The organism is Streptomyces massasporeus (assembly GCF_014648995.1).
Lineage (GTDB): Bacteria > Actinomycetota > Actinomycetes > Streptomycetales > Streptomycetaceae > Streptomyces > Streptomyces massasporeus.
In genome coordinates this window covers 285338-304648 of the sequence record NZ_BMSE01000009.1, presented here as the reverse complement: position 1 = coordinate 304648, position 19311 = coordinate 285338, and the positions used below count along the sequence as shown (strand labels likewise).

The 19311-nt window shown below is 67.0% G+C and carries 34 protein-coding genes and 1 pseudogene; all 35 read right to left on the bottom strand.

The window, feature by feature from the left end:
* Positions 1 to 213 (bottom strand): annotated as a pseudogene (locus IE153_RS21925) (DNA-directed RNA polymerase subunit alpha); the annotation flags it as partial.
* 165 nt (positions 214 to 378) lie between these two features.
* Entirely contained in the window at positions 379 to 783 is a 405-nt protein-coding gene (gene rpsK / locus IE153_RS21920) for a 30S ribosomal protein S11 (protein ID WP_003956432.1), read from the bottom strand.
* 64 nt (positions 784 to 847) lie between these two features.
* The gene (gene rpsM, locus IE153_RS21915) at positions 848 to 1228 is read right to left on the bottom strand and encodes a 30S ribosomal protein S13 (protein WP_003974244.1); all 381 of its coding nucleotides are present in this window, start codon (positions 1226 to 1228) and stop codon (positions 848 to 850) included.
* A gap of 187 nt (positions 1229 to 1415) precedes the next feature.
* A complete protein-coding gene (gene rpmJ, locus IE153_RS21910) occupies positions 1416 to 1529 on the bottom strand; it encodes a 50S ribosomal protein L36 (RefSeq protein WP_003974245.1) in 114 nt (37 codons plus the stop codon).
* Positions 1530 to 1585: 56 nt separating this feature from the next.
* Positions 1586 to 1807, bottom strand: coding sequence for a translation initiation factor IF-1 (infA, locus tag IE153_RS21905; protein WP_003948620.1), 222 nt, complete (start codon positions 1805 to 1807; stop codon positions 1586 to 1588).
* Positions 1808 to 2041: 234 nt separating this feature from the next.
* Complete coding sequence (gene map, locus IE153_RS21900) at positions 2042 to 2878, bottom strand: type I methionyl aminopeptidase (protein WP_031105228.1); 837 nt, start codon at positions 2876 to 2878, stop codon at positions 2042 to 2044.
* A 132-nt stretch (positions 2879 to 3010) separates the two neighbouring features.
* On the bottom strand, positions 3011 to 3673 hold the full coding sequence (locus IE153_RS21895; RefSeq protein WP_189591525.1) for an adenylate kinase: 663 nt from the start codon (positions 3671 to 3673) through the stop codon (positions 3011 to 3013).
* On the bottom strand, positions 3673 to 4986 hold the full coding sequence (gene secY, locus IE153_RS21890; RefSeq protein WP_189591524.1) for a preprotein translocase subunit SecY: 1314 nt from the start codon (positions 4984 to 4986) through the stop codon (positions 3673 to 3675). The genes IE153_RS21895 and secY overlap by 1 nt, the downstream gene beginning before the upstream one ends.
* 235 nt (positions 4987 to 5221) lie before the next feature.
* Positions 5222 to 5677 carry a 50S ribosomal protein L15 gene (rplO, locus tag IE153_RS21885; protein WP_023547373.1) on the bottom strand — a complete coding sequence of 152 codons (456 nt, stop codon included), beginning with the start codon at positions 5675 to 5677 and terminating at the stop codon, positions 5222 to 5224.
* Between the two features lie 2 nt (positions 5678 to 5679).
* Positions 5680 to 5862 carry a 50S ribosomal protein L30 gene (gene rpmD / locus IE153_RS21880; protein WP_005481207.1) on the bottom strand — a complete coding sequence of 61 codons (183 nt, stop codon included), beginning with the start codon at positions 5860 to 5862 and terminating at the stop codon, positions 5680 to 5682.
* Entirely contained in the window at positions 5862 to 6470 is a 609-nt protein-coding gene (gene rpsE / locus IE153_RS21875; RefSeq protein WP_030671799.1) for a 30S ribosomal protein S5, read from the bottom strand. The genes rpmD and rpsE overlap by 1 nt, the downstream gene beginning before the upstream one ends.
* Positions 6471 to 6511: 41 nt before the next feature.
* The gene (gene rplR, locus IE153_RS21870; protein WP_007494754.1) at positions 6512 to 6895 is read right to left on the bottom strand and encodes a 50S ribosomal protein L18; all 384 of its coding nucleotides are present in this window, start codon (positions 6893 to 6895) and stop codon (positions 6512 to 6514) included.
* A 3-nt stretch (positions 6896 to 6898) separates the two neighbouring features.
* Positions 6899 to 7438 carry a 50S ribosomal protein L6 gene (rplF, locus tag IE153_RS21865; RefSeq protein WP_030839651.1) on the bottom strand — a complete coding sequence of 180 codons (540 nt, stop codon included), beginning with the start codon at positions 7436 to 7438 and terminating at the stop codon, positions 6899 to 6901.
* A gap of 24 nt (positions 7439 to 7462) precedes the next feature.
* Positions 7463 to 7861, bottom strand: a complete 399-nt coding sequence (rpsH, locus tag IE153_RS21860; RefSeq protein ID WP_030839654.1) for a 30S ribosomal protein S8 — start codon at positions 7859 to 7861, stop codon at positions 7463 to 7465.
* Positions 7862 to 8074: 213 nt separating this feature from the next.
* A complete protein-coding gene (locus tag IE153_RS21855; protein WP_003948630.1) occupies positions 8075 to 8260 on the bottom strand; it encodes a type Z 30S ribosomal protein S14 in 186 nt (61 codons plus the stop codon).
* 5 nt (positions 8261 to 8265) lie between these two features.
* A complete protein-coding gene (gene rplE / locus IE153_RS21850; RefSeq protein WP_030839657.1) occupies positions 8266 to 8823 on the bottom strand; it encodes a 50S ribosomal protein L5 in 558 nt (185 codons plus the stop codon).
* A complete protein-coding gene (gene rplX / locus IE153_RS21845; protein ID WP_003992365.1) occupies positions 8823 to 9146 on the bottom strand; it encodes a 50S ribosomal protein L24 in 324 nt (107 codons plus the stop codon). The genes rplE and rplX overlap by 1 nt, the downstream gene beginning before the upstream one ends.
* Positions 9147 to 9148: 2 nt before the next feature.
* Positions 9149 to 9517, bottom strand: coding sequence for a 50S ribosomal protein L14 (rplN, locus tag IE153_RS21840; protein ID WP_003992364.1), 369 nt, complete (start codon positions 9515 to 9517; stop codon positions 9149 to 9151).
* A 101-nt stretch (positions 9518 to 9618) separates the two neighbouring features.
* A complete protein-coding gene (gene rpsQ / locus IE153_RS21835; RefSeq protein WP_030839660.1) occupies positions 9619 to 9906 on the bottom strand; it encodes a 30S ribosomal protein S17 in 288 nt (95 codons plus the stop codon).
* Entirely contained in the window at positions 9906 to 10130 is a 225-nt protein-coding gene (gene rpmC, locus IE153_RS21830) for a 50S ribosomal protein L29 (RefSeq protein WP_003974259.1), read from the bottom strand. The genes rpsQ and rpmC overlap by 1 nt, the downstream gene beginning before the upstream one ends.
* Positions 10130 to 10549 carry a 50S ribosomal protein L16 gene (gene rplP, locus IE153_RS21825; protein WP_003992362.1) on the bottom strand — a complete coding sequence of 140 codons (420 nt, stop codon included), beginning with the start codon at positions 10547 to 10549 and terminating at the stop codon, positions 10130 to 10132. The genes rpmC and rplP overlap by 1 nt, the downstream gene beginning before the upstream one ends.
* A gap of 5 nt (positions 10550 to 10554) precedes the next feature.
* Complete coding sequence (gene rpsC / locus IE153_RS21820; RefSeq protein WP_097219264.1) at positions 10555 to 11382, bottom strand: 30S ribosomal protein S3; 828 nt, start codon at positions 11380 to 11382, stop codon at positions 10555 to 10557.
* The gene (gene rplV / locus IE153_RS21815; RefSeq protein ID WP_030839668.1) at positions 11382 to 11729 is read right to left on the bottom strand and encodes a 50S ribosomal protein L22; all 348 of its coding nucleotides are present in this window, start codon (positions 11727 to 11729) and stop codon (positions 11382 to 11384) included. The genes rpsC and rplV overlap by 1 nt, the downstream gene beginning before the upstream one ends.
* A 42-nt stretch (positions 11730 to 11771) precedes the next feature.
* Complete coding sequence (rpsS, locus tag IE153_RS21810; protein WP_003992359.1) at positions 11772 to 12053, bottom strand: 30S ribosomal protein S19; 282 nt, start codon at positions 12051 to 12053, stop codon at positions 11772 to 11774.
* Between the two features lie 12 nt (positions 12054 to 12065).
* Positions 12066 to 12902 (bottom strand): 50S ribosomal protein L2, encoded by an 837-nt coding sequence (rplB, locus tag IE153_RS21805; RefSeq protein ID WP_030839671.1) that lies wholly within the window; start codon positions 12900 to 12902, stop codon positions 12066 to 12068.
* A 40-nt stretch (positions 12903 to 12942) separates the two neighbouring features.
* Complete coding sequence (rplW, locus tag IE153_RS21800; RefSeq protein ID WP_031105224.1) at positions 12943 to 13362, bottom strand: 50S ribosomal protein L23; 420 nt, start codon at positions 13360 to 13362, stop codon at positions 12943 to 12945.
* The gene (rplD, locus tag IE153_RS21795) at positions 13362 to 14018 is read right to left on the bottom strand and encodes a 50S ribosomal protein L4 (protein WP_030839678.1); all 657 of its coding nucleotides are present in this window, start codon (positions 14016 to 14018) and stop codon (positions 13362 to 13364) included. Before rplD ends, rplW begins: the two co-directional genes overlap by 1 nt.
* Before the next feature lie 7 nt (positions 14019 to 14025).
* Complete coding sequence (rplC, locus tag IE153_RS21790; protein ID WP_030839681.1) at positions 14026 to 14670, bottom strand: 50S ribosomal protein L3; 645 nt, start codon at positions 14668 to 14670, stop codon at positions 14026 to 14028.
* A gap of 17 nt (positions 14671 to 14687) precedes the next feature.
* On the bottom strand, positions 14688 to 14996 hold the full coding sequence (rpsJ, locus tag IE153_RS21785; RefSeq protein WP_003948644.1) for a 30S ribosomal protein S10: 309 nt from the start codon (positions 14994 to 14996) through the stop codon (positions 14688 to 14690).
* A 414-nt stretch (positions 14997 to 15410) separates the two neighbouring features.
* Positions 15411 to 16142: a hypothetical protein gene (locus IE153_RS21780; RefSeq protein ID WP_189591523.1), complete on the bottom strand. Its 732-nt coding sequence runs from the start codon at positions 16140 to 16142 to the stop codon at positions 15411 to 15413.
* Positions 16133 to 16645, bottom strand: a complete 513-nt coding sequence (locus IE153_RS21775) for a hypothetical protein (RefSeq protein WP_189591522.1) — start codon at positions 16643 to 16645, stop codon at positions 16133 to 16135. Before IE153_RS21775 ends, IE153_RS21780 begins: the two co-directional genes overlap by 10 nt.
* A gap of 202 nt (positions 16646 to 16847) precedes the next feature.
* A complete protein-coding gene (locus IE153_RS21765; protein WP_229829102.1) occupies positions 16848 to 17240 on the bottom strand; it encodes an RHS repeat domain-containing protein in 393 nt (130 codons plus the stop codon).
* Between the two features lie 175 nt (positions 17241 to 17415).
* Positions 17416 to 17883, bottom strand: coding sequence for a hypothetical protein (locus IE153_RS21760; protein ID WP_189591520.1), 468 nt, complete (start codon positions 17881 to 17883; stop codon positions 17416 to 17418).
* Between the two features lie 7 nt (positions 17884 to 17890).
* Positions 17891 to 18538: a hypothetical protein gene (locus tag IE153_RS21755; protein ID WP_189591519.1), complete on the bottom strand. Its 648-nt coding sequence runs from the start codon at positions 18536 to 18538 to the stop codon at positions 17891 to 17893.
* Between the two features lie 131 nt (positions 18539 to 18669).
* Positions 18670 to 19260 carry a hypothetical protein gene (locus tag IE153_RS41710; RefSeq protein WP_229829101.1) on the bottom strand — a complete coding sequence of 197 codons (591 nt, stop codon included), beginning with the start codon at positions 19258 to 19260 and terminating at the stop codon, positions 18670 to 18672.
* Positions 19261 to 19311 lie beyond the last annotated feature (51 nt).

Sequence of the window (19311 nt, the reverse complement as noted above, 5' to 3'; positions counted from 1 at the left end):
CTCCTTGACGCCCGGCACGGTGGTGAACTCGTGCAGCACGCCGTCGATGCGGATGGACGTCACCGCCGCACCCGGGATCGAGGACAGGAGGGTCCGGCGCAGGGAGTTGCCGAGGGTGTAACCGAAGCCCGGCTCCAGCGGCTCGATCACGAACCGGGAGCGGAATTCGTCGACGACCTCTTCGGTCAACGAGGGACGCTGAGCGATCAGCATGTGGTGAGTCCTTCAGTCAGGGGCACCCACTATTTGATGCCCTTGCCACCGGGCGGCAGCCCGATCTGTGTTGCAGTTACAAGGGTACGGGCGATATGGCCCCGAAGAGCCATACCGCCCGAAAACCCTCAGACCGACAAGCGGCCGTGCACCCGCCCCGAAGGGTCAGACGCGGCGGCGCTTCGGCGGACGGCAGCCGTTGTGCGGGGTCGGCGTGACGTCCTGGATCGAACCGACCTCGAGGCCGGTGGCCTGGAGGGAGCGGATCGCGGTCTCACGGCCGGAGCCGGGACCCTTGACGAACACGTCCACCTTGCGCATGCCGTGCTCCTGCGCGCGGCGGGCGGCCGACTCGGCGGCCATCTGCGCGGCGAAGGGGGTCGACTTGCGCGAGCCCTTGAAGCCGACGTGGCCGGCGGAGGCCCAGGAGATCACGTTGCCCGAGGGGTCCGTGATCGAGACGATCGTGTTGTTGAACGTGCTCTTGATGTGCGCGTGGCCGTGAGCGACGTTCTTCTTTTCCTTGCGGCGCACCTTCTTGGCAGCGCCCTGACGACCCTTGGGGGGCATCTATAACTCCTACGGGAGGTGGTCGGTCCTACAGCGAAGACCGCTGATAAGCGTCCGCTGAGGACTACTTCTTGCCCGGCTTCTTCTTACCGGCGATGGCGCGACGCGGGCCCTTGCGGGTACGAGCGTTCGTGCTGGTGCGCTGACCGCGGACGGGCAGGCCGCGACGGTGACGCAGACCCTGGTAGGTACCGATCTCGACCTTGCGGCGGATGTCGGCCTGAACCTCGCGACGGAGGTCACCCTCGGTCTTGATGTTGTTGTCGACGTACTCGCGGATCGCGACGAGCTGCTCCTCGGAGAGGTCGCGAACGCGGGTGTTCGGGTCGACGCCGGTGGCGGCCAGCGTCTGCTGCGAGAGGGTCCGGCCGATGCCGAACACGTAGGTGAGGGCGATCTCCACGCGCTTTTCGCGCGGGATGTCAACACCGGAAACGCGTGCCATTCAATGGCTCCAGTTACTTGACGGAGGTCTTCCACAGAACCGAATCCCAGTCGCCGTACCAGGTACGAACTGGGTCCCCGGCCTCCGACCGGGGGTGTCAGACCCGGAGGTCTGGGTCCTGCGTATGAACATATTCAGCTTGCGTCGCGCGAATCCCTGCGAGGAATGCAGAGGGATCGGTCGTGCGTCAGCCCTGGCGCTGCTTGTGGCGCGGGTTGTCGCAGATGACCATGACCCGGCCGTGACGGCGGATCACCCTGCACTTGTCGCAGATCTTCTTGACGCTCGGCTTGACCTTCATGGGTGAGGTTCTCCGGGTCAGTGCCACCACCCCGGAAACCGGGGCGCAGGCAAGATCTACTTGTAGCGGTAGACGATCCGGCCACGCGTCAGGTCGTACGGAGACAGCTCCACCACGACCCGGTCGTCAGGGAGGATGCGGATGTAGTGCATGCGCATCTTGCCGCTGATGTGTGCCAGGACCTGGTGGCCGTTCTGGAGCTCGACCTTGAACATGGCGTTCGGAAGAGACTCGACGACAGTGCCCTCGATCTCGATGGCACCTTGCTTCTTGGCCACGCTTCGCCCTTCGAATCGACTACCTTGATCGACTCTGTGCGGGGCGCATGCAGGCATGCGGGTACACAAGAGCCGACGAGTCAGTCTACGACAGGGCCCTCAGAAACACGAATCGGGGAAGTCTGCCCCGCCGGAGACAGCTTTAAGCGCCCCGAAAGGGGCGCGGGGAACTGCGCGACAAGCCCCCGCGCACCGCGGCCGCCGCCCGGCGGGACCACCGACCCGGGAAGGCTCTCAGCCCAGCGGATCCGGCGCGGCAACGATCCCCAGCTCGGCGAGCTTCGCCTTGCCCCCGTCGGGAGCCGTCAGCACGAGCGGCCCCTCCTCCGTCAGAGCCACGGAGTGCTCCCAGTGCGACGACCACGTACCGTCCGTCGTGATGACGGTCCAGTCGTCCTGGAGGACCTCCGTCTTCGGCGTCCCCAGGGACACCATCGGCTCGATCGCGAGGCAGAAGCCGGGCACCAGCTTCGGCCCCTTGCCACGCCGCCGGTCGACGTAGTTCAGCAGGTGCGGGTCCATGTGCATCTCGGTGCCGATGCCGTGGCCGCCGTAGTCCTCGATGATCCCGTACTTGCCGCCGCCGGGCTTGGGCTGGCGGCGGATGTACGTCTCGATGGCCCGGGAGACGTCGACCAGGCGGTTGCCCTGCTTCATCGCGGCGATGCCGGCCCACATCGACTCCTCGGTCACCCGGGAGAGCTCGACGAGCTCCGGAGCGTGACCGGAGCCCACGAAGGCCGTGAAGGCCGCGTCGCCGTGCCAGCCGTCGATGATCGCGCCGCAGTCGATGGAGATGACGTCCCCGTCCTTGAGGACGACGTCGTCGGACGGGATGCCGTGGACGACGACCTCGTTCACGGACGTGCAGATCGTCGCCGGGAAGCCGCCGTAACCGAGGAAGTTCGGCTTGGCGTTGTGCTCGGCGAGGACCTTGCGGGCGACCTGGTCCAGATCCCTCGTCGTCGCCCCGGGCACCGCGGCCTCACCGGTCGCCGCGTGGATGGCCGCGACGACCAGCCCCGCCTCACGCATCTTGGCGATCTGCTCGGGGCTCTTGATCTGCACCATGGGAGCTACGGCCTTTCTGGACCTTCGGGGACGGCGAACGCCTTCAACGATACGGGGCCGCGCGCCGGACCCCGCCCACACAGCAGCCGCGGCCCCCCGAGGGGAACCGCGGCCGTAGCTGTGCACGGACGACTACTTGCCGTCCTCGCCACGCTTCAGCGCCTCCATGGCGCGCGTCGTGACGTCCTCCACCTTGCCGAGCGCGGAGATCGTGACCACCAGGCCCTGGGCCTTGTAGTAGTCGATGATCGGCTCGGTCTGGGTGTGGTAGACCTCCAGCCGCGTACGGACCGTCTCCTCGGAGTCGTCGTCCCGCTGGTACAGCTCGCCGCCGCAGACGTCGCAGACGCCGTCCTTGGCCGGCTGCTTGTACGTCACGTGGAAGACGTGCGAGGAGTCGTTGCGGCAGATGCGGCGGCCGGCGATGCGCTTGACCACCTCGTCCTCGGGGACCTCCAGGTCCAGCACCGCGTCGAGCTGCATGTTCTCGGCCTCGAGCAGCTCGTCGAGTGCCTCGGCCTGCGAGACGTTGCGGGGGAAGCCGTCCAGCAGGAAGCCGTTCTCGGCGTCCGGCTGCTCCATGCGGTCCTTCGCCATGGCGATCGTGACCTCGTCGGGCACCAGGTTGCCCGCGTCCATGTAGGACTTCGCCAGTTTGCCGAGTTCCGTCTGCCGGCTGATGTTGGCCCGGAACAGGTCGCCCGTGGAGATGTGCGGGATCGACAGGTTTCTGGCCAGGAACGCGGCCTGCGTTCCCTTACCGGCGCCCGGCGGCCCGACGAGGACGATACGCATCAGCGGAGGAACCCTTCGTAATTGCGCTGCTGGAGCTGGCTCTCGATCTGCTTCACGGTCTCGAGACCGACACCCACGATGATCAGGATGCTGGTCCCGCCGAACGGGAAGTTCTGGTTTGCCCCGAAACCTGCCAACGCCATCGTCGGCACGAGAGCGATCAGTCCCAAGTACAGCGAACCCGGCCAGGTGATCCGGTTGAGTACGTAGCTCAGGTACTCAGCGGTCGGTCGGCCAGCCCGGATGCCCGGGATGAAGCCACCATACTTCTTCATGTTGTCGGCGACTTCCTCGGGGTTGAAGGAGATCGCCACATAGAAGAACGCGAAGAACACGATCAGCAGGAAGTACGAAACGATGTAGTACGGGTGATCGCCCTTCACGAAGTGTTGCTCGATCCAGGTCTTCCAGCCCGACGTGCCTCCCGCGAACTGAGCGATCAGCGCCGGGATGTAGAGCAGCGACGAGGCGAAGATGACGGGGATCACGCCCGCCTGGTTCACCTTGAGCGGGATGTAGGTGGACGTACCGCCATAGGAACGACGGCCGATCATGCGCTTGGCGTACTGGACCGGGATGCGGCGCTGGGCCTGCTCGACGAAGACCACCAGGCCGACCATGGCGAAGCCGACCAGGATGACCGTGCCGAACTCGATCCAGCCCCCGGCCAGGGAGCCCTCCTGCTTGATGGCCCACAGCGCGGACGGGAAGGTGGCGGCGATCGAGATGAACATCAGGATCGACATGCCGTTGCCGATGCCGCGGTCGGTGATGAGCTCGCCGAGCCACATCACGGCCGCCGTACCGGCGGTCATGGTGATGACCATGGTGATGGTGACGAAGATCGACTGGTCGGGGACGATCTGGTTGGCCACCGGGCAGCCGGTGAACAGAGCGCCGCTGCGGGCGGTGGCGACGAGGCCGGTGCCCTGGAGAATCGCGAGGGCGATCGTCAGGTAACGGGTGTACTGCGTGATCTTCGCCGTACCGGCCTGGCCCTCCTTCTTCAGGGCTTCCAGGCGCGGGATCACCACAGTCAGCAGCTGCAGAATGATGCTCGCCGTGATGTACGGCATGATGCCCAGAGCGAAGATCGTGATCTGCAGCAGCGCGCCGCCGCTGAACATGTTGACCAGGCCGAAGATGCCCTGGTTGGCCTGGGCGTTGTCGATACAGGTCTGGACGTTCCGGTAGTCGACGCCTGGGATCGGGATGTGCGTACCGACCCGGTAGACCACGATGATGCCGAGCGTGAAGAGCAGCTTCTTGCGCAGGTCGGGCGTCTTGAACGCCCGGGCGAACGCGGTGAGCACGGTGCCTCCTGCGACCCCCGCGCAACTGCGTCAAGGGTGACGGTCTTGAGGTTCGACGAATAGGTAACGGTCAACTGCCGCCCAGAGTGCCCGAAGTGAAGCACCCTGTGAAAAGAGGGCAGTGCAAGCCACCTTACCGGCGAGACTGCCGCCCTAGGAACGACCAACCGGGGATACCCCATTTGTGGGGTATCCCCGGTCGGGATCGCTCAGGTCATCGAGACGCCTGCGGTGTTCAGACGAGCTCGGTGACAGTACCGCCGGCGGCGGTGATCTTCTCCTTGGCGGAGCCGGAGACGGCGTCGACCGTCACCTGCAGCGCCACGGAGATCTCGCCCTGGCCGAGGACCTTGACGAGGCTGTTCTTGCGAACGGCACCCTTGGCCACCAGACCCTCGACGGTGACCTCGCCACCCTCGGGGTAGAGCGCGGCCAGCTTGTCGAGGTTCACGACCTGGAACTCGGTCTTGAACGGGTTCTTGAAGCCCTTCAGCTTCGGGAGGCGCATGTGGAGGGGCATCTGCCCACCCTCGAAGCGCTCCGGAACCTGGTAACGGGCCTTCGTGCCCTTGGTACCACGACCGGCCGTCTTACCCTTCGACGCCTCACCACGACCGACACGGGTCTTGGCGGTCTTGGCGCCCGGGGCGGGACGGAGGTTGTGGATCTTGAGCGGGTTCTGCTCCGCCATGATCAGTCGACCTCCTCGACCGTCACGAGGTGGCGGACGGTGTGCACCATGCCGCGGAACTCGGGACGATCCTCCTTGACGACCTGCGTGTTGATGCCCTTGAGACCAAGGGAGCGCAGGGTGTCACGGTGGTTCTGCTTGCTGCCGATGTACGACTTCGTCTGCGTGATCTTGAGCTGAGCCATTACGCAGCACCAGCCCCGGCACGCGCACGCAGCAGAGCCGCGGGAGCGACGTCCTCGAGGGGCAGACCACGGCGGGCCGCGATCTCCTCGGGACGCTGCAGGCCCTTCAGGGCCTCCACGGTCGCGTGCACGATGTTGATCGCGTTCGACGAGCCGAGGGACTTCGACAGCACGTCGTGGATACCGGCGCACTCCAGGACGGCACGCACGGGACCACCGGCGATAACACCGGTACCCGGCGAAGCCGGCTTGAGGAGAACGACGCCGGCAGCCTTCTCACCCGTGATCGGGTGCGGGATGGTGCCCTGGATGCGGGGGACCTTGAAGAAGTGCTTCTTGGCCTCCTCAACGCCCTTGGCGATGGCGGCCGGCACCTCCTTGGCCTTGCCGTATCCGACACCCACGGTGCCGTCACCGTCGCCCACCACGACCAGCGCGGTGAAGCTGAAGCGACGACCACCCTTCACAACCTTGGCGACGCGGTTGATCGCGACAACGCGCTCAACGTACGCGGTCTTCTCGGCGGCAGCAGCGCCGCCGTCACGGCCCTTCCGGTCCCGCCGCTCGCCGCCACCGGCACCGCCACCGCGGCGCTGGGGTCCAGCCATTGGAATTACCTCTCTCTGTTTCCGCTAGCTACGGAACCGACTCAGAACTTGAGTCCGGCCTCGCGGGCGGCGTCCGCCAGGGCGGCGATGCGCCCCGCGTACTGGTTACCACCACGGTCGAACACGACGGCCTCGACACCGGCGGCCTTGGCGCGCTCGGCGACCAGGGCGCCGACCTGCTTGGCCTGCGCGGACTTGTCGCCCTCGCCACCGCGGATCGAGGTGTCCAGGGTGGACGCCGACGCCAGGGTGTGACCCTTGATGTCGTCGATCACCTGGGCCACGATGTGGCGGTTCGAGCGGGTAACGACCAGACGCGGACGCTCCGCCGTACCGTTGATGTGCTTACGGATCCGGATGTGGCGGCGCTTGATCGCGGCGCGCTTGTAGGCGTCGCCCTTAAGGATCTTCTGTCCGTATGCCATGGCTTACTTACCCGCCTTTCCGACCTTGCGGCGGATGACTTCGCCCTCGTACTTGACGCCCTTGGCCTTGTACGGGTCGGGCTTGCGCAGCTTGCGGATGTTGGCCGCAACCTCGCCGACCTTCTGCTTGTCGATGCCCTCGACCGAGAAACGGGTCGGGGACTCCACCTTGAAGGTGATGCCCTCGGGGGCCTCGACCAGGATCGGGTGGCTGTAGCCCAGGGAGAACTCCAGGTTGGAGCCCTTGGCCACGACACGGTAACCGACACCGCTGATTTCGAGCTTCTTGACGTATCCCGTGGTCACACCGGTGATCATGTTCGCCACCAGCGTGCGGGACAGGCCGTGCAGGGCCTTGCTCTGCCGCTCGTCGTTCGGCCGCAGCACCTGAAGGGTGCCGTCCTCGGCCTTAGCGATGTCGATCGGCGCGATGACGGTGTGGGTCAGTTCGCCCTTGGGGCCCTTGACCGCGACCGTACGGCCGTCGATGGTGACGTCCACGCCGGCGGGAACCGGGATGGGGAGCTTGCCGATACGCGACATTGCTGTCTCTCCTCCGTTCCCGAATTACCAGACGTAGGCGAGGACTTCCCCACCCACGCCCTTCTTCTGCGCCTGCTTGTCGGTCAGGAGCCCGTGCGACGTGGAGATGATGGCCACGCCCAGGCCGCCCAGAACCTTCGGCAGGTTGGTGGACTTCGCGTACACCCGGAGACCGGGCTTGGAGATCCGCTTGATGCCCGCGATGGAGCGCTCACGGTTGGGGCCGAACTTCAGCTCCAGGACGAGGTTCTTGCCGACCTCGGCGTCCTCGACCTTCCAGCCCGTGATGAAGCCCTCCTGCTGGAGGATCTCCGCGATGTGCGACTTGATCTTGGACGCCGGCATCGTCACGGAGTCGTGGTACGCCGAGTTCGCGTTCCGCAGACGCGTCAGCATGTCTGCGATCGGATCAGTCATGGTCATGAATTGGCCTGTGGCCTCTCTCGCCGGGGTTTCCTGGTGCGCCATCCCTCTCCCCGATCCGAGACGGGACGGGTGCGGCGCGGTGGACCTACGGCGTAGTAAGTCGTAAGGGCGGCGGCAGACGCCCAACCCCACAAGCCTAAGGCATGTGGGCTGGGCGTCCTGCCGCCCCAGATGCTTACCGAGAGCCCTGCAAATCCCTTATTAGGGGGATTACCAGGAGCTCTTGGTCACGCCCGGCAGCTCGCCACGGTGAGCCATCTCACGAAGGCACACGCGGCAGAGGCCGAACTTGCGGTACACGGAGTGCGGGCGGCCGCAGCGCTGGCAGCGGGTGTAGCCACGCACACCGAACTTGGGCTTGCGAGCAGCCTTAGCGATCAGAGCCTTCTTCGCCATCTCGCTCACGCCTCCTTGAAGGGGAAGCCGAGGTGACGAAGGAGCGCGCGGCCCTCAGCGTCGTTGGTCGCCGTGGTCACCACGGTGATGTCCATACCCCGGGTGCGGTCGATCTTGTCCTGGTCGATCTCGTGGAACATGACCTGCTCCGTGAGACCGAAGGTGTAGTTGCCACGGCCGTCGAACTGCTTGGGGGACAGGCCGCGGAAGTCGCGGATGCGCGGCAGCGCGAGCGACAGGGTGCGGTCCAGGAACTCCCACATGCGGTCGCCACGGAGCGTGACGTGGGCACCGATCGGCTGGCCCTCACGCAGCTTGAACTGCGCGATGGACTTGCGGGCCTTGGTGACGGCCGGCTTCTGACCGGTGATCGTGGTGAGGTCGCGGATGGCGCCCTCGATCAGCTTGGAGTCGCGGGCGGCGTCGCCCACACCCATGTTGACCACGATCTTGACGAGACCGGGGATCTGCATGACGTTCTCGTACTTGAACTCGTCACGCAGCTTGCCCGTGATCTCCTCACGGTACTTCTGCTTCAGACGCGGGCTGGTGGTGGTCGTCATCAGATGTCCTCACCCGTCCGCTTGGCAACGCGGATCTTGTTGCCTTCGTCGTCGAAGCGGTAACCGACGCGGGTCACGACCTTGTTGCCGTCCTTCTCCACGACCAGCTGGACGTTGGAGACGTGGATCGGCGCCTCGGTGGTGACGATGCCGCCGGCCTGCGAACCGCGAGCCGTCGGACCGGCCTTGGTGTGCTTCTTGACCCGGTTGACACCCTCGACCAGGACGCGGTCCTCGCGGGGGAAGGCCGCGATGACCTTGCCCTGCTTGCCCTTGTCCTTACCGGTGATGACCTGAACCAGGTCGCCCTTCTTGATCTTCATGCTCACAGCACCTCCGGCGCGAGGGAGATGATCTTCATGAACTTCTTCTCGCGCAGCTCCCGGCCGACCGGGCCGAAGATACGGGTGCCACGAGGGTCGCCGTCGTTCTTGAGAATGACGGCGGCGTTCTCGTCGAAGCGGATGTACGAGCCGTCCGGACGGCGGCGCTCCTTGACGGTGCGAACGATGACCGCCTTGATGACGTCACCCTTCTTCACGTTGCCGCCGGGGATCGCGTCCTTGACGGTGGCGACGATGACGTCACCGATACCCGCGTAGCGGCGACCGGAGCCGCCGAGCACACGGATGCAAAGGATCTCCTTCGCACCAGTGTTGTCGGCGACACGCAGTCGCGACTCCTGCTGGATCACGTCTATCTCCTGATTGTCTGCCGGTTCCCGGGGCGGCTGCGCAGATGCACACCCGCCCCGAGCCTGGCGGAACGATGCCTAGGGGGTCCCCCTAGGAGGGATTACTTGGCCTTCTCGAGGATCTCGACGACGCGCCAGCGCTTGGTCGCGGACAGCGGCCGGGTCTCCATGAGGAGGACACGGTCGCCGACACCCGCGGCGTTCTGCTCGTCGTGGGCCTTGAGCTTGCTCGTACGACGGATGACCTTGCCGTACAGCGCGTGCTTGACGCGGTCCTCGACGGCGACGACGACGGTCTTGTCCATCTTGTCGCTGACGACCAGGCCCTCGCGGGTCTTGCGGAAACCGCGGTCCGTCTTGGTCTCTTCAGTCACGTTGCTCTCGCTCATCAGGCGCTCTCCACCGTCTCGATGCCCAGCTCGCGCTCACGCATCAGGGTGTAGATCCGCGCGATGTCCTTGCGGACGGCCTTGAGCCGACCGTGGTTCTCGAGCTGACCCGTCGCCGCCTGGAAGCGGAGGTTGAACAGCTCTTCCTTGGCCTCGCGAAGCTTCGCGAGAAGCTCCTCGTTGCCCAGCTCGCGCAGCTCAGACGCCTTGGTACCGGCCGACATCACGCTTCACCTGCCTCGCGCTTGACGATCTTGCACTTCATCGGCAGCTTGTGAGCCGCACGGGTCAGGGCCTCGCGCGCGATCTTCTCGTTGGGGTACGACAGCTCGAACATCACACGTCCGGGCTTGACGTTGGCGATCCACCACTCAGGAGAACCCTTACCGGAACCCATGCGGGTCTCGGCGGGCTTCTTGGTGAGGGGGCGGTCCGGGTAGATGTTGATCCAGACCTTGCCGCCACGCTTGATGTGGCGGGTCATCGCGATACGAGCCGCCTCGATCTGGCGGTTCGTCACGTAGGCCGGGGTCAGCGCCTGGATGCCGTACTCGCCGAACGCAACCTGCGTGCCACCCTTGGACATGCCGTTGCGCTTGGGGTGGTGCTGCTTGCGGTGCTTGACCCTACGGGGGATCAGCATGACGGTCAGGCCTCCGTTCCGGTGCTCTCAGCCGGAGCGGCGGCGGGAGCCTCGGCCTTGGGGGCCTCGGCGCCGGCAGCCTGCTGCGGCTTACGACCGCGCCCGCCACGCTCGCCACCGCGGCCACCACGGGCCGGGCGGTCGGCGCCACCACGGGCCGGGCGGTTGCCCGCACGGGCCGCAGCGTTCTCGGCGCGGACCTCGGCGATGTTCTTGACGTCGCCCTTGTAGATCCAGACCTTCACGCCGATGCGGCCGAAGGTCGTCTTGGCCTCGAAGAAGCCGTAGTCCACGTTCGCGCGGAGCGTGTGCAGGGGCACGCGGCCCTCGCGGTAGAACTCCGAGCGGGACATCTCGGCGCCACCGAGGCGGCCACCGCACTGGATCTTGATGCCCTTGGCGCCGGCCTTCATCGTGCCCTGCATGCTCTTACGCATGGCGCGGCGGAAGGAGACGCGGGAGGAGAGCTGCTCGGCGACGGCCTGGGCAACCAGCTGAGCGTCGGTCTCGGGGCTCTTGACCTCGAGGATGTTCAGCTGGACCTGCTTGCCCGTGAGCTTCTCGAGGTCACCGCGGATGCGGTCGGCCTCGGCGCCGCGGCGGCCGATGACGATGCCCGGACGAGCGGTGTGGATGTCCACACGCACACGGTCACGGGTGCGCTCGATCTCGACCTTGGAGATGCCGGCGCGCTCCATGCCGGACGTCATCATCCGACGGATGGCGACGTCTTCCTTGACGTAGTCCTTGTACAGCTTGTCGGCGTACCAACGCGACTTGAAGTCGGTCGTGACACCGAGCCGGAACCCGTGCGGGTTTACCTTCTGGCCCATTACCGGGTTCCTTCCTTGCTGCTGACGACCACGGTGATGTGGCTGGTCCGCTTGCGGATCCGGTAGGCACGGCCCTGGGCGCGCGGCCGGAACCGCTTCAGGGTCGGGCCCTCGTCGACGTAGGCCTCGGAGACGAAGAGGCTGTCGACATCGGTGTGGTCGTAGTTGTGCGCGGCGTTGGCGATGGCGCTGTCAAGCACCTTGCCGACCGGCTGGCTCGCGGCCTGCGGGGCGAAACGCAGGACCGCCTGAGCCTCCGTGGCGTTCAGGCCACGGATGAGGTCCACCACGCGGCGGGCCTTCATGGGCGTGACGCGGATGTACCGCGCCTGGGCCCTGGCTTCCATGGTTGTCCTTCCAGTGTCTGTCATGGTCATTCCACCCCGCGCTTAGCGGCGCTTCGACTTCCGGTCGTCCTTGACGTGACCCCGGAAGGTGCGCGTCGGCGAGAACTCGCCGAGCTTGTGGCCGACCATCGACTCGGTGACGAACACCGGAATGTGGGTCTTGCCGTTGTGCACCGCGAGCGTGTGGCCGAGCATGGCCGGCACGATCATGGAGCGACGGGACCAGGTCTTGATGACGTTCTTGGTGCCGGCTTCGTTCTGGGCGTCCACCTTCTTGATCAGGTGGTCGTCGACGAAGGGCCCCTTCTTCAAGCTACGAGGCATCTCAACCCGTCCTTAGCGCTTCTTGTTCGTCTTGCGGCGGCGGACGATGTACTTGTTCGACGCCTTCTTGGGCGAACGAGTACGGCCTTCCTTCTTGCCCCAGGGGGACACCGGGTGACGACCACCCGAGGTACGGCCTTCGCCACCACCGTGCGGGTGGTCCACCGGGTTCATGACCACACCACGCACGGTCGGGCGAACGCCCAGCCAGCGCTTACGGCCCGCCTTACCCCAGTTGATGTTGCTCTGCTCGGCGTTGCCCACCTCGCCGACCGTGGCGCGGCAGCGCTGGTCGACCAGGCGGATCTCACCGGACGGCATGCGGAGGTGGGCCATCGAGCCCTCCTTCGCGAGCAGCTGCACCGAGGCGCCGGCGGAGCGGGCGAACTTCGCGCCGCCGCCCGGACGCAGCTCGATGGCGTGCAGCGTGGTACCGACCGGGATGTTGCGCAGGGCAAGGTTGTTGCCCGGCTTGATGTCGGCCCCGGGACCGTTCTCGACGCGGTCACCCTGCTGCAGGTTGCGCGGGGCGAGGATGTAGCGCTTCTCGCCGTCGGCGTAGTGCAGCAGCGCGATGCGCGCGGTGCGGTTGGGGTCGTACTCGATGTGCGCGACCTTCGCCGGCACGCCGTCCTTGTCGTGACGACGGAAGTCGATCACGCGGTAGGCGCGCTTGTGGCCACCGCCCTGGTGGCGGACGGTCACACGACCGGAGTTGTTACGGCCACCCTTGCTGTGCAGGGGGCGGACCAACGACTTCTCCGGCGTGGACCGCGTGACCTCGACGAAGTCGGCGACGCTGGAGCCGCGACGGCCCGGCGTAGTCGGCTTGTACTTGCGGATTCCCATTTCTCAGTCCTCGTCCGATATCGGACGATCCGGACCGCCCTTAGGCGGTCGGACCGCCGAAGATGTCGATACGGTCGCCCTCAGCGAGGGTCACGATCGCGCGCTTGGTGGACGCGCGCTGGCCGAAGCCGGTGCGGGTCCGCTTGCGCTTGCCCTGGCGGTTGATCGTGTTGACCCCGGTGACCTTGACCGAGAAGACCGCCTGGACGGCCTGCTTGATCTGGGTCTTGTTGGCGCTCGGGTCCACGACGAACGTGTACTTGCCCTCGTCGAGAAGCGCGTAGCTCTTCTCGGAGACGACCGGCTTGAGCAGCACGTCACGGGGGTCCGTGAAGGACTTGCTCAGCGGGGTCTCGACGGTGTTCTTGCCCTCGGCGGCGTGGCGGCGCGCCTTGGCGACGCGCGCGGCCTTGGCCTTCTTCGCCGCCTTGGAGGCGATAGCGGGGTGACGGATAGCCATCAGACCTCGCTCCCTTCGGTGTCATTGGCCTTCGGGCCGGACACGAAGGACTCGAAGGCGGCCTTGGTGAAGACCACGTCGTCCGAGACGAGAACGTCGTACGTGTTCAGCTGGCCCGGCTCCAGGATGTGGATCTGGGGCAGGTTGCGGGCGGACAGCCACGCGGCCTCGTCGGCGCGGTCGACGACCAGGAGCAGGTTCTTGCGCTCCGAGATCTTGCCGAACAGCGTCTTGGCGGCCTTCGTGGAGGGGGTCTCGCCCTCGACCACGCCGGAGACGACGTGGATGCGGTTGTGGCGGGCCCGGTCGGTGAGGGCGTGGCGCAGGGCCGCGGCCTTCATCTTCTTCGGGGTCCGCTGCGAGTAGTCACGCGGCTGCGGGCCGTGGACGACGCCACCGCCGGCGAACTGCGGCGCACGGGTCGAACCCTGGCGGGCGCGGCCGGTGCCCTTCTGGCGGTACGGCTTCTTGCCGCCACCACGGACTTCACCGCGACGCTTGGTCTTGTGCGTGCCCTGACGGGCAGCGGCGTTCTGCGCGACGACGACCTGGTGGATCAGCGGAATGCTGATCTTCTCCACGCCGAAGATCTCCGCGGGGAGCTCGACGCTACCGGTCTTCTCGCCGGCAGGCGAAAGGATGTCAACAGTGCTCATCGGTACCTCAGGCCCCCTTGGCCGCGGTGCGGACCAGGACGAGGCCGCCGTTCGGACCGGGAACCGCGCCCTTGATGAGCAGCAGACCCTTCTCCGCGTCAACGGCGTGGACGGTCAGGTTCTGGGTGGTGACACGCTCGTTGCCCATGCGACCCGCCATGCGGAGGCCCTTGAACACGCGGCCCGGGGTGGCGCAGCCACCGATGGAACCGGGCGAGCGGTGCTTGCGCTGGGTGCCGTGTCCGGCGCCGAGGCCCTTGAAGTTGTGACGCTTCATGACACCGGCGAAGCCCTTGCCCTTGCTCTTGCCGGTCACGTCGACCTTGAGGCCGGCCTCGAACACCTCAGCGGTGATCTCCTGGCCGAGGGTGTACTCGCTGGCGTCAGCGGTACGGATCTCGACGAGGTGGCGGCGGGGAGTGACGTCGGCCTTGGCGAAGTGGCCCTTGAGGGGCTTGTTCACCTTGCGCGGGTCGATCTCGCCGAACGCGATCTGGACGGACTCGTAGCCGTCGACGTCGTTCGTACGGACCTGGGTGACGACATTGGGGCCGGCCTTGACGACGGTGACCGGAACAACACGGTTGTTCGCGTCCCACACCTGCGTCATGCCGAGCTTCTCGCCCAGGATGCCCTTGATCTGCTTAGCCATTCTCAGATCACCGGCCTTCAGAGCTTGATCTCGATGTCGACACCGGCCGGGAGGTCGAGTCGCATCAGAGAGTCAACGGTCTTGGGGGTCGGGTCGAGGATGTCGATCAGGCGCTTGTGCGTGCGCATCTCGAAGTGCTCGCGCGAGTCCTTGTACTTGTGCGGCGACTTGATGACGCAGTACACGTTCTTCTCAGTGGGCAGCGGCACCGGGCCTGCGACCGACGCACCAGTGCGCGTCACCGTCTCGACGATCTTCTTCGCCGAAGAGTCGATGACCTCGTGGTCGTAGGCCTTGAGCCGGATGCGGATCTTCTGTCCCGCCATGGCTACTCAGTAGTCCTGTCTCTCTAACGCTCTGGAACCCGGTGGATTCCTTCTGCTGCCTTCGTTCCTCCGACCCACGCGGTCGGGCGTGTCGCTCTCCCGCTGACACAGATGTCCCTTGTTCGAACATCCCTGCTGGGAATGCGCACGGCCCTTCCGGAACCGCAGGCCGGGGGCGAAGGCCCACCGGGTGCCTGGTCGGTGCCGCGCTGACACTTCCCGGAAGATTCCCGTACGTCCGCCCCAGCGCTGCCGTGAGGCAGTTAGGGCGACGAGTACTGTGGGACTCGCTTCCGGTCCCCCCGGCGGGAGGCGCGCAGCATCAACACTCGACCGAGCAACTCGGACAGTCTGCCATACGGGGCACGGCGGACGCCAATCGAGCCGAGGAGAATACCCCGGGGGTGACGTGGGTCAAACACAAGCCCGGACAGGCCCGGGCCCCTCCCCCTGAAGAAGCCGCTCCAGCTCTGCGTCGTAGGCCCGATAGCCGGCCTTCCCCCAGTCGGGTGCGTCGGACGCCGGGCGGAGGACGGCGGGGAGGTCGGCGACGCGCCAGATGCGGTGGACGTCGGCAGGGGTGACCCCGGCACGGCCCGGATCGGCGGAGGTGACCCCGGCACGGCCCGGTTCGGCCAGGCCGCATGCGACACGGAGGATCTCCGCGATCCCGACGGCTCCCTCCCCCGGCTCGGTGCCGGCAGCGAGTGCGGCGGCGACGAGGGCCTGAAGCAGCCGGGTCAGCTGAAGATCGGCCCCGATACGGCACATGCGGCGCACCAGCTCGGGCTCCTCCAGGCGCTCCGGGGGCTCGGGAACGCCAGTGATCCCCTCGGACCAGAGCAGCAGGGAAGCCGCGGGCACCTCATGGTCCCGGAAGTAGCCGAGCCCGTCGGCGATGGCCATGACCTCGCCGGAGAACCGCCCGACCACGCGCACGCCCTCCATGAGGCGACCCAGGTCCTCCTGCCGGGGTTCGAGGAACGCCCCGACCGAGACGTCGGGGAGCAGCCAGGTTCCGGTGGAGCGGACGGTGCCGATTTCCACGATGCCGCCGAGGGCGGCGAAGACCGCACGCGCCATGCGCTCGGCTCGGGCCGAGGGGACTCTGCCGTCGCCGCCCGCCAGGCTGCGCGTCAGAGCCACTCCCCCGCGTCGTCCTGTTCACCCGTGCCGTACCCCCGCATCACCACCACCAGCTGAACGGGTGCGTCGGTGTCGTCATGCTTGACGCCGGCCAAGAGCACCTTGTCCGCGATCCGCCACGCGGTGTGGTCGATGTAGTCCGCCCCGTCCGTCAGGTCCTCGTCGACGGCCTCGATGCGCGCCCCGAGCGCTCCGGATTCCAACTGGGCGGCAACGCGAGGGAGCTCGGCGGAAGCGACGTCGTACAGCTCGTCGATGTAGGTGTCCGGGTCCGGCCGCTCGTCCTCGACTTCCCGGTACCAGAGCGTGAACTCCATCTCCACCGGGCCGTCGCCCTGAATCCAGGCGTGCGCGTCATCGCGGCGCCACGTCGTCGCCCATTCCTTCGCCGGATTCCTACGCTCCCCTTCCCAGCCCGAGGCGGCGAGAACGGCGGCCACCGCCGGGCCGGTGAGTTCGTCGAGTTCGGACAGCCGACCCAATTCCGCGCTTACGTCAACCATTTAGCGACCTCTCCGAACGAGTCCAAACGCTCCCTGGACATCCGGCGCCCCAGGGGGTCGTAGGTGTAACGCCAGTTCGTACCGTCCGGCGTGACGAGGCCGGTCAACCGGTCGTCGGGGTTCCAGGCGTAGGTCCAGCTCTTCCGGAGGCCGGACAGGGTTCTCCGCGTCCGCCGGACCACCCGGCCCGTTGCCGATGACGTCACGCACGTATGTCGATCGTCTCGCCGGCACCGTTGACCTGCCGGACCAGACGGCCCACTTCGTCGTGGGCATAGGTGAGGGAGCGCCCGTCGAAGTCCCGTTCAGTGACGGGCCGGCCCGCCGCGTCATAGACGTAGCTCCAGGTCAGGCCGCCTGCGTTGGTGACCGTGGTGAGGCGCGGTGGTCGCCCCGGCGGCGTCGGTGTGTACGAGGAGGTTTCCTTCCGGCCGAACGCGTCCCGGGAGTACTCGACGACCGCACCGGTGGCACTCGTGACGCGCACCGGAAGTCCGGCGGCGTCCGTGACCATGGACATGGTCGAGCCCCCCTTGACCAGACGCAGCGCGTCGGAGACGTCGTCGGCGAAGTGTGCGCACGCGTTGCGGATCACCCGGCGTCGGATCCTTGTCCAGATCCAGGACATGCCAGTCAGAAGGCCTGTGCCCCGCCATACCGCAACCCCGTCACGCGCACATCTACGTCAACAACCGTATGCACACGTGAACTTACAAGGCACAACCGTTCGACAGAAAGGCGGGGCCGGGGGTGAACCGCGGAGACCGGCGTCAGGATCTGTGCCCGCGTACGGCCCGCCAGGCATCCTCGACGCCATACACGGACTGCAGCCACCAGGCGTCCAGCTTGTTCCGCACCGCCTCATACGCCCACCGCCACTTGAACCACGGCGGAAGCTTCCGGAGCGGCACGAAAGTAAGCGTGTCCCCAATGGCGTTCTCGGCGAAACCGCCGGGGCCTTCGGCGCGCAGGGCCGCGTACAGTTCCGGGGTCAGCTCCCCGTTGAGCCGGGCCGCGTGCCCCGCCGCTGTGAACGCGAACCCGCGCTGACCGGCGTCCGGCAGCTGCATCGCCCTCACGATCCGCGGAGACACCTCCGCCAGCGTGCAGTGGAACGTCAGTCCGATCACCGCCGTCCCGAGACGCTCGTCACCACGCTCGAAGGCCGCGTCCCACTCCCCCGGGTCGTCCAGCCTCAGCAGGCCCTCACCGCTCTCCCAGTCCCACCCGCGAGACACCGCCACATCAGCCCGTGAACCGGAACGTAGACGTGATCGCGTCGAAGATGTCGAAGAAGGAGTCCGCGAGGTCGAGGACCTGGCTGCTTCCGGCGACCAGGGCCACCTTGCCCTCCTGCCCCGGGACGGGGATGTACGTCTGCATCAGCACGGCCCTGATCGTGCGGTTGAGCGCGTCACCCGGTACGGCGATGTCCTCGATGCCGTGCGTGCGCGCGGCCGGACCGACACCGGGGATGTCGACCGTCGTGACCTTCCGCCAGGAGTCGCCCTCCCGCTTGGCCTCCTTGACCGCGAGCTGGCCGGCGATGACGGACGGGTCGTTCGACAAGGGCTCGCCCCGCTCGTTGCGGCCGCCCACCAGCGAGACGGTCACCGAACCCGTGATCGGCGTGTCCCCGCCGAAGCTTTCCGCCATGCAGCCGCAGTACATCGCGCCCGACTTCCAGGCGTCCGCGGCGGCCTTCTGGAGGAAGTCGACGTACGTGTCCCGGTACTGCTCCAGCTCCGGGCGCTGCCGGACGCGCTCGCTCACCATCCGGCGGATCGAGTCGTCCCGCGACTCCGGCCGCACGTCGGACTCCCACCAGGACTTCGGCACCTTGATCCGGAAACCACCCCGCTCGACGGTCAGGGTCTCCATGTACCGGGCCATGGCGCCGGCCTCCCGTTCACCCGATCACAAGTCCGGTCATCGTCCCATCGTGCGAGGGCTGGATGCGACCACGACCAACGGCGTGAGACGGACGAGACAGGCGACAGCCGTGGGCATGGCCGGTACGGAGCTCAAGGGCTCTCGGCCGGCTCACCGACCACCTTGAGCTCCTGCTCCTGCACCGTCCAGAAGGGCGAGTCCCTCGGCGGTGCCGGGCGTACGGGGAGCGTGGCGAAGTCGATGTCCGCGTCCGCGACCGGGTCCCCGACCGGGCTGCGGCCCCGGCCGTCCTGGCCGTAGTACAGACCGTAGGCCCAGTACTCGGGCAGCTCGTGTCCCATGAGCTGGAGGTCCAGGGCGACCCACTGCCGCGTCCCGTACGCCGCGTTGACCCTGGCGACCGCCTCCGCACGGGGGACACCGAGGTGCTCCACCAGCACGTCCACCATCTCGCGGAAGTAGCCGAGCATCTCCTCGTCGAGCGGGAGCACGAACTCCGTCCCGGTGGTGCCCGCCGTTGGGCACGCCCCGTACTCGACGAGCCACCGCAGGCGCCTGACCTCCGCCACGAGTCGTGGCACCGTCTCCCGCGCCCTGGCGGCCAGTACGGCGTCCGGGATCGAGCCCGAGCACAGCTCCTCGATCGCGTCCAGGTCGGGGTGATCACCGATCGTGTCGGCGCCGGGATCGAGGTGGTCGTCGCGCTCCGGTTCCGAAGTCATCCTCCAGTGTTACGACCTGGCAGGGGTGCACAAGTCCGGGGGGTAGCCCCC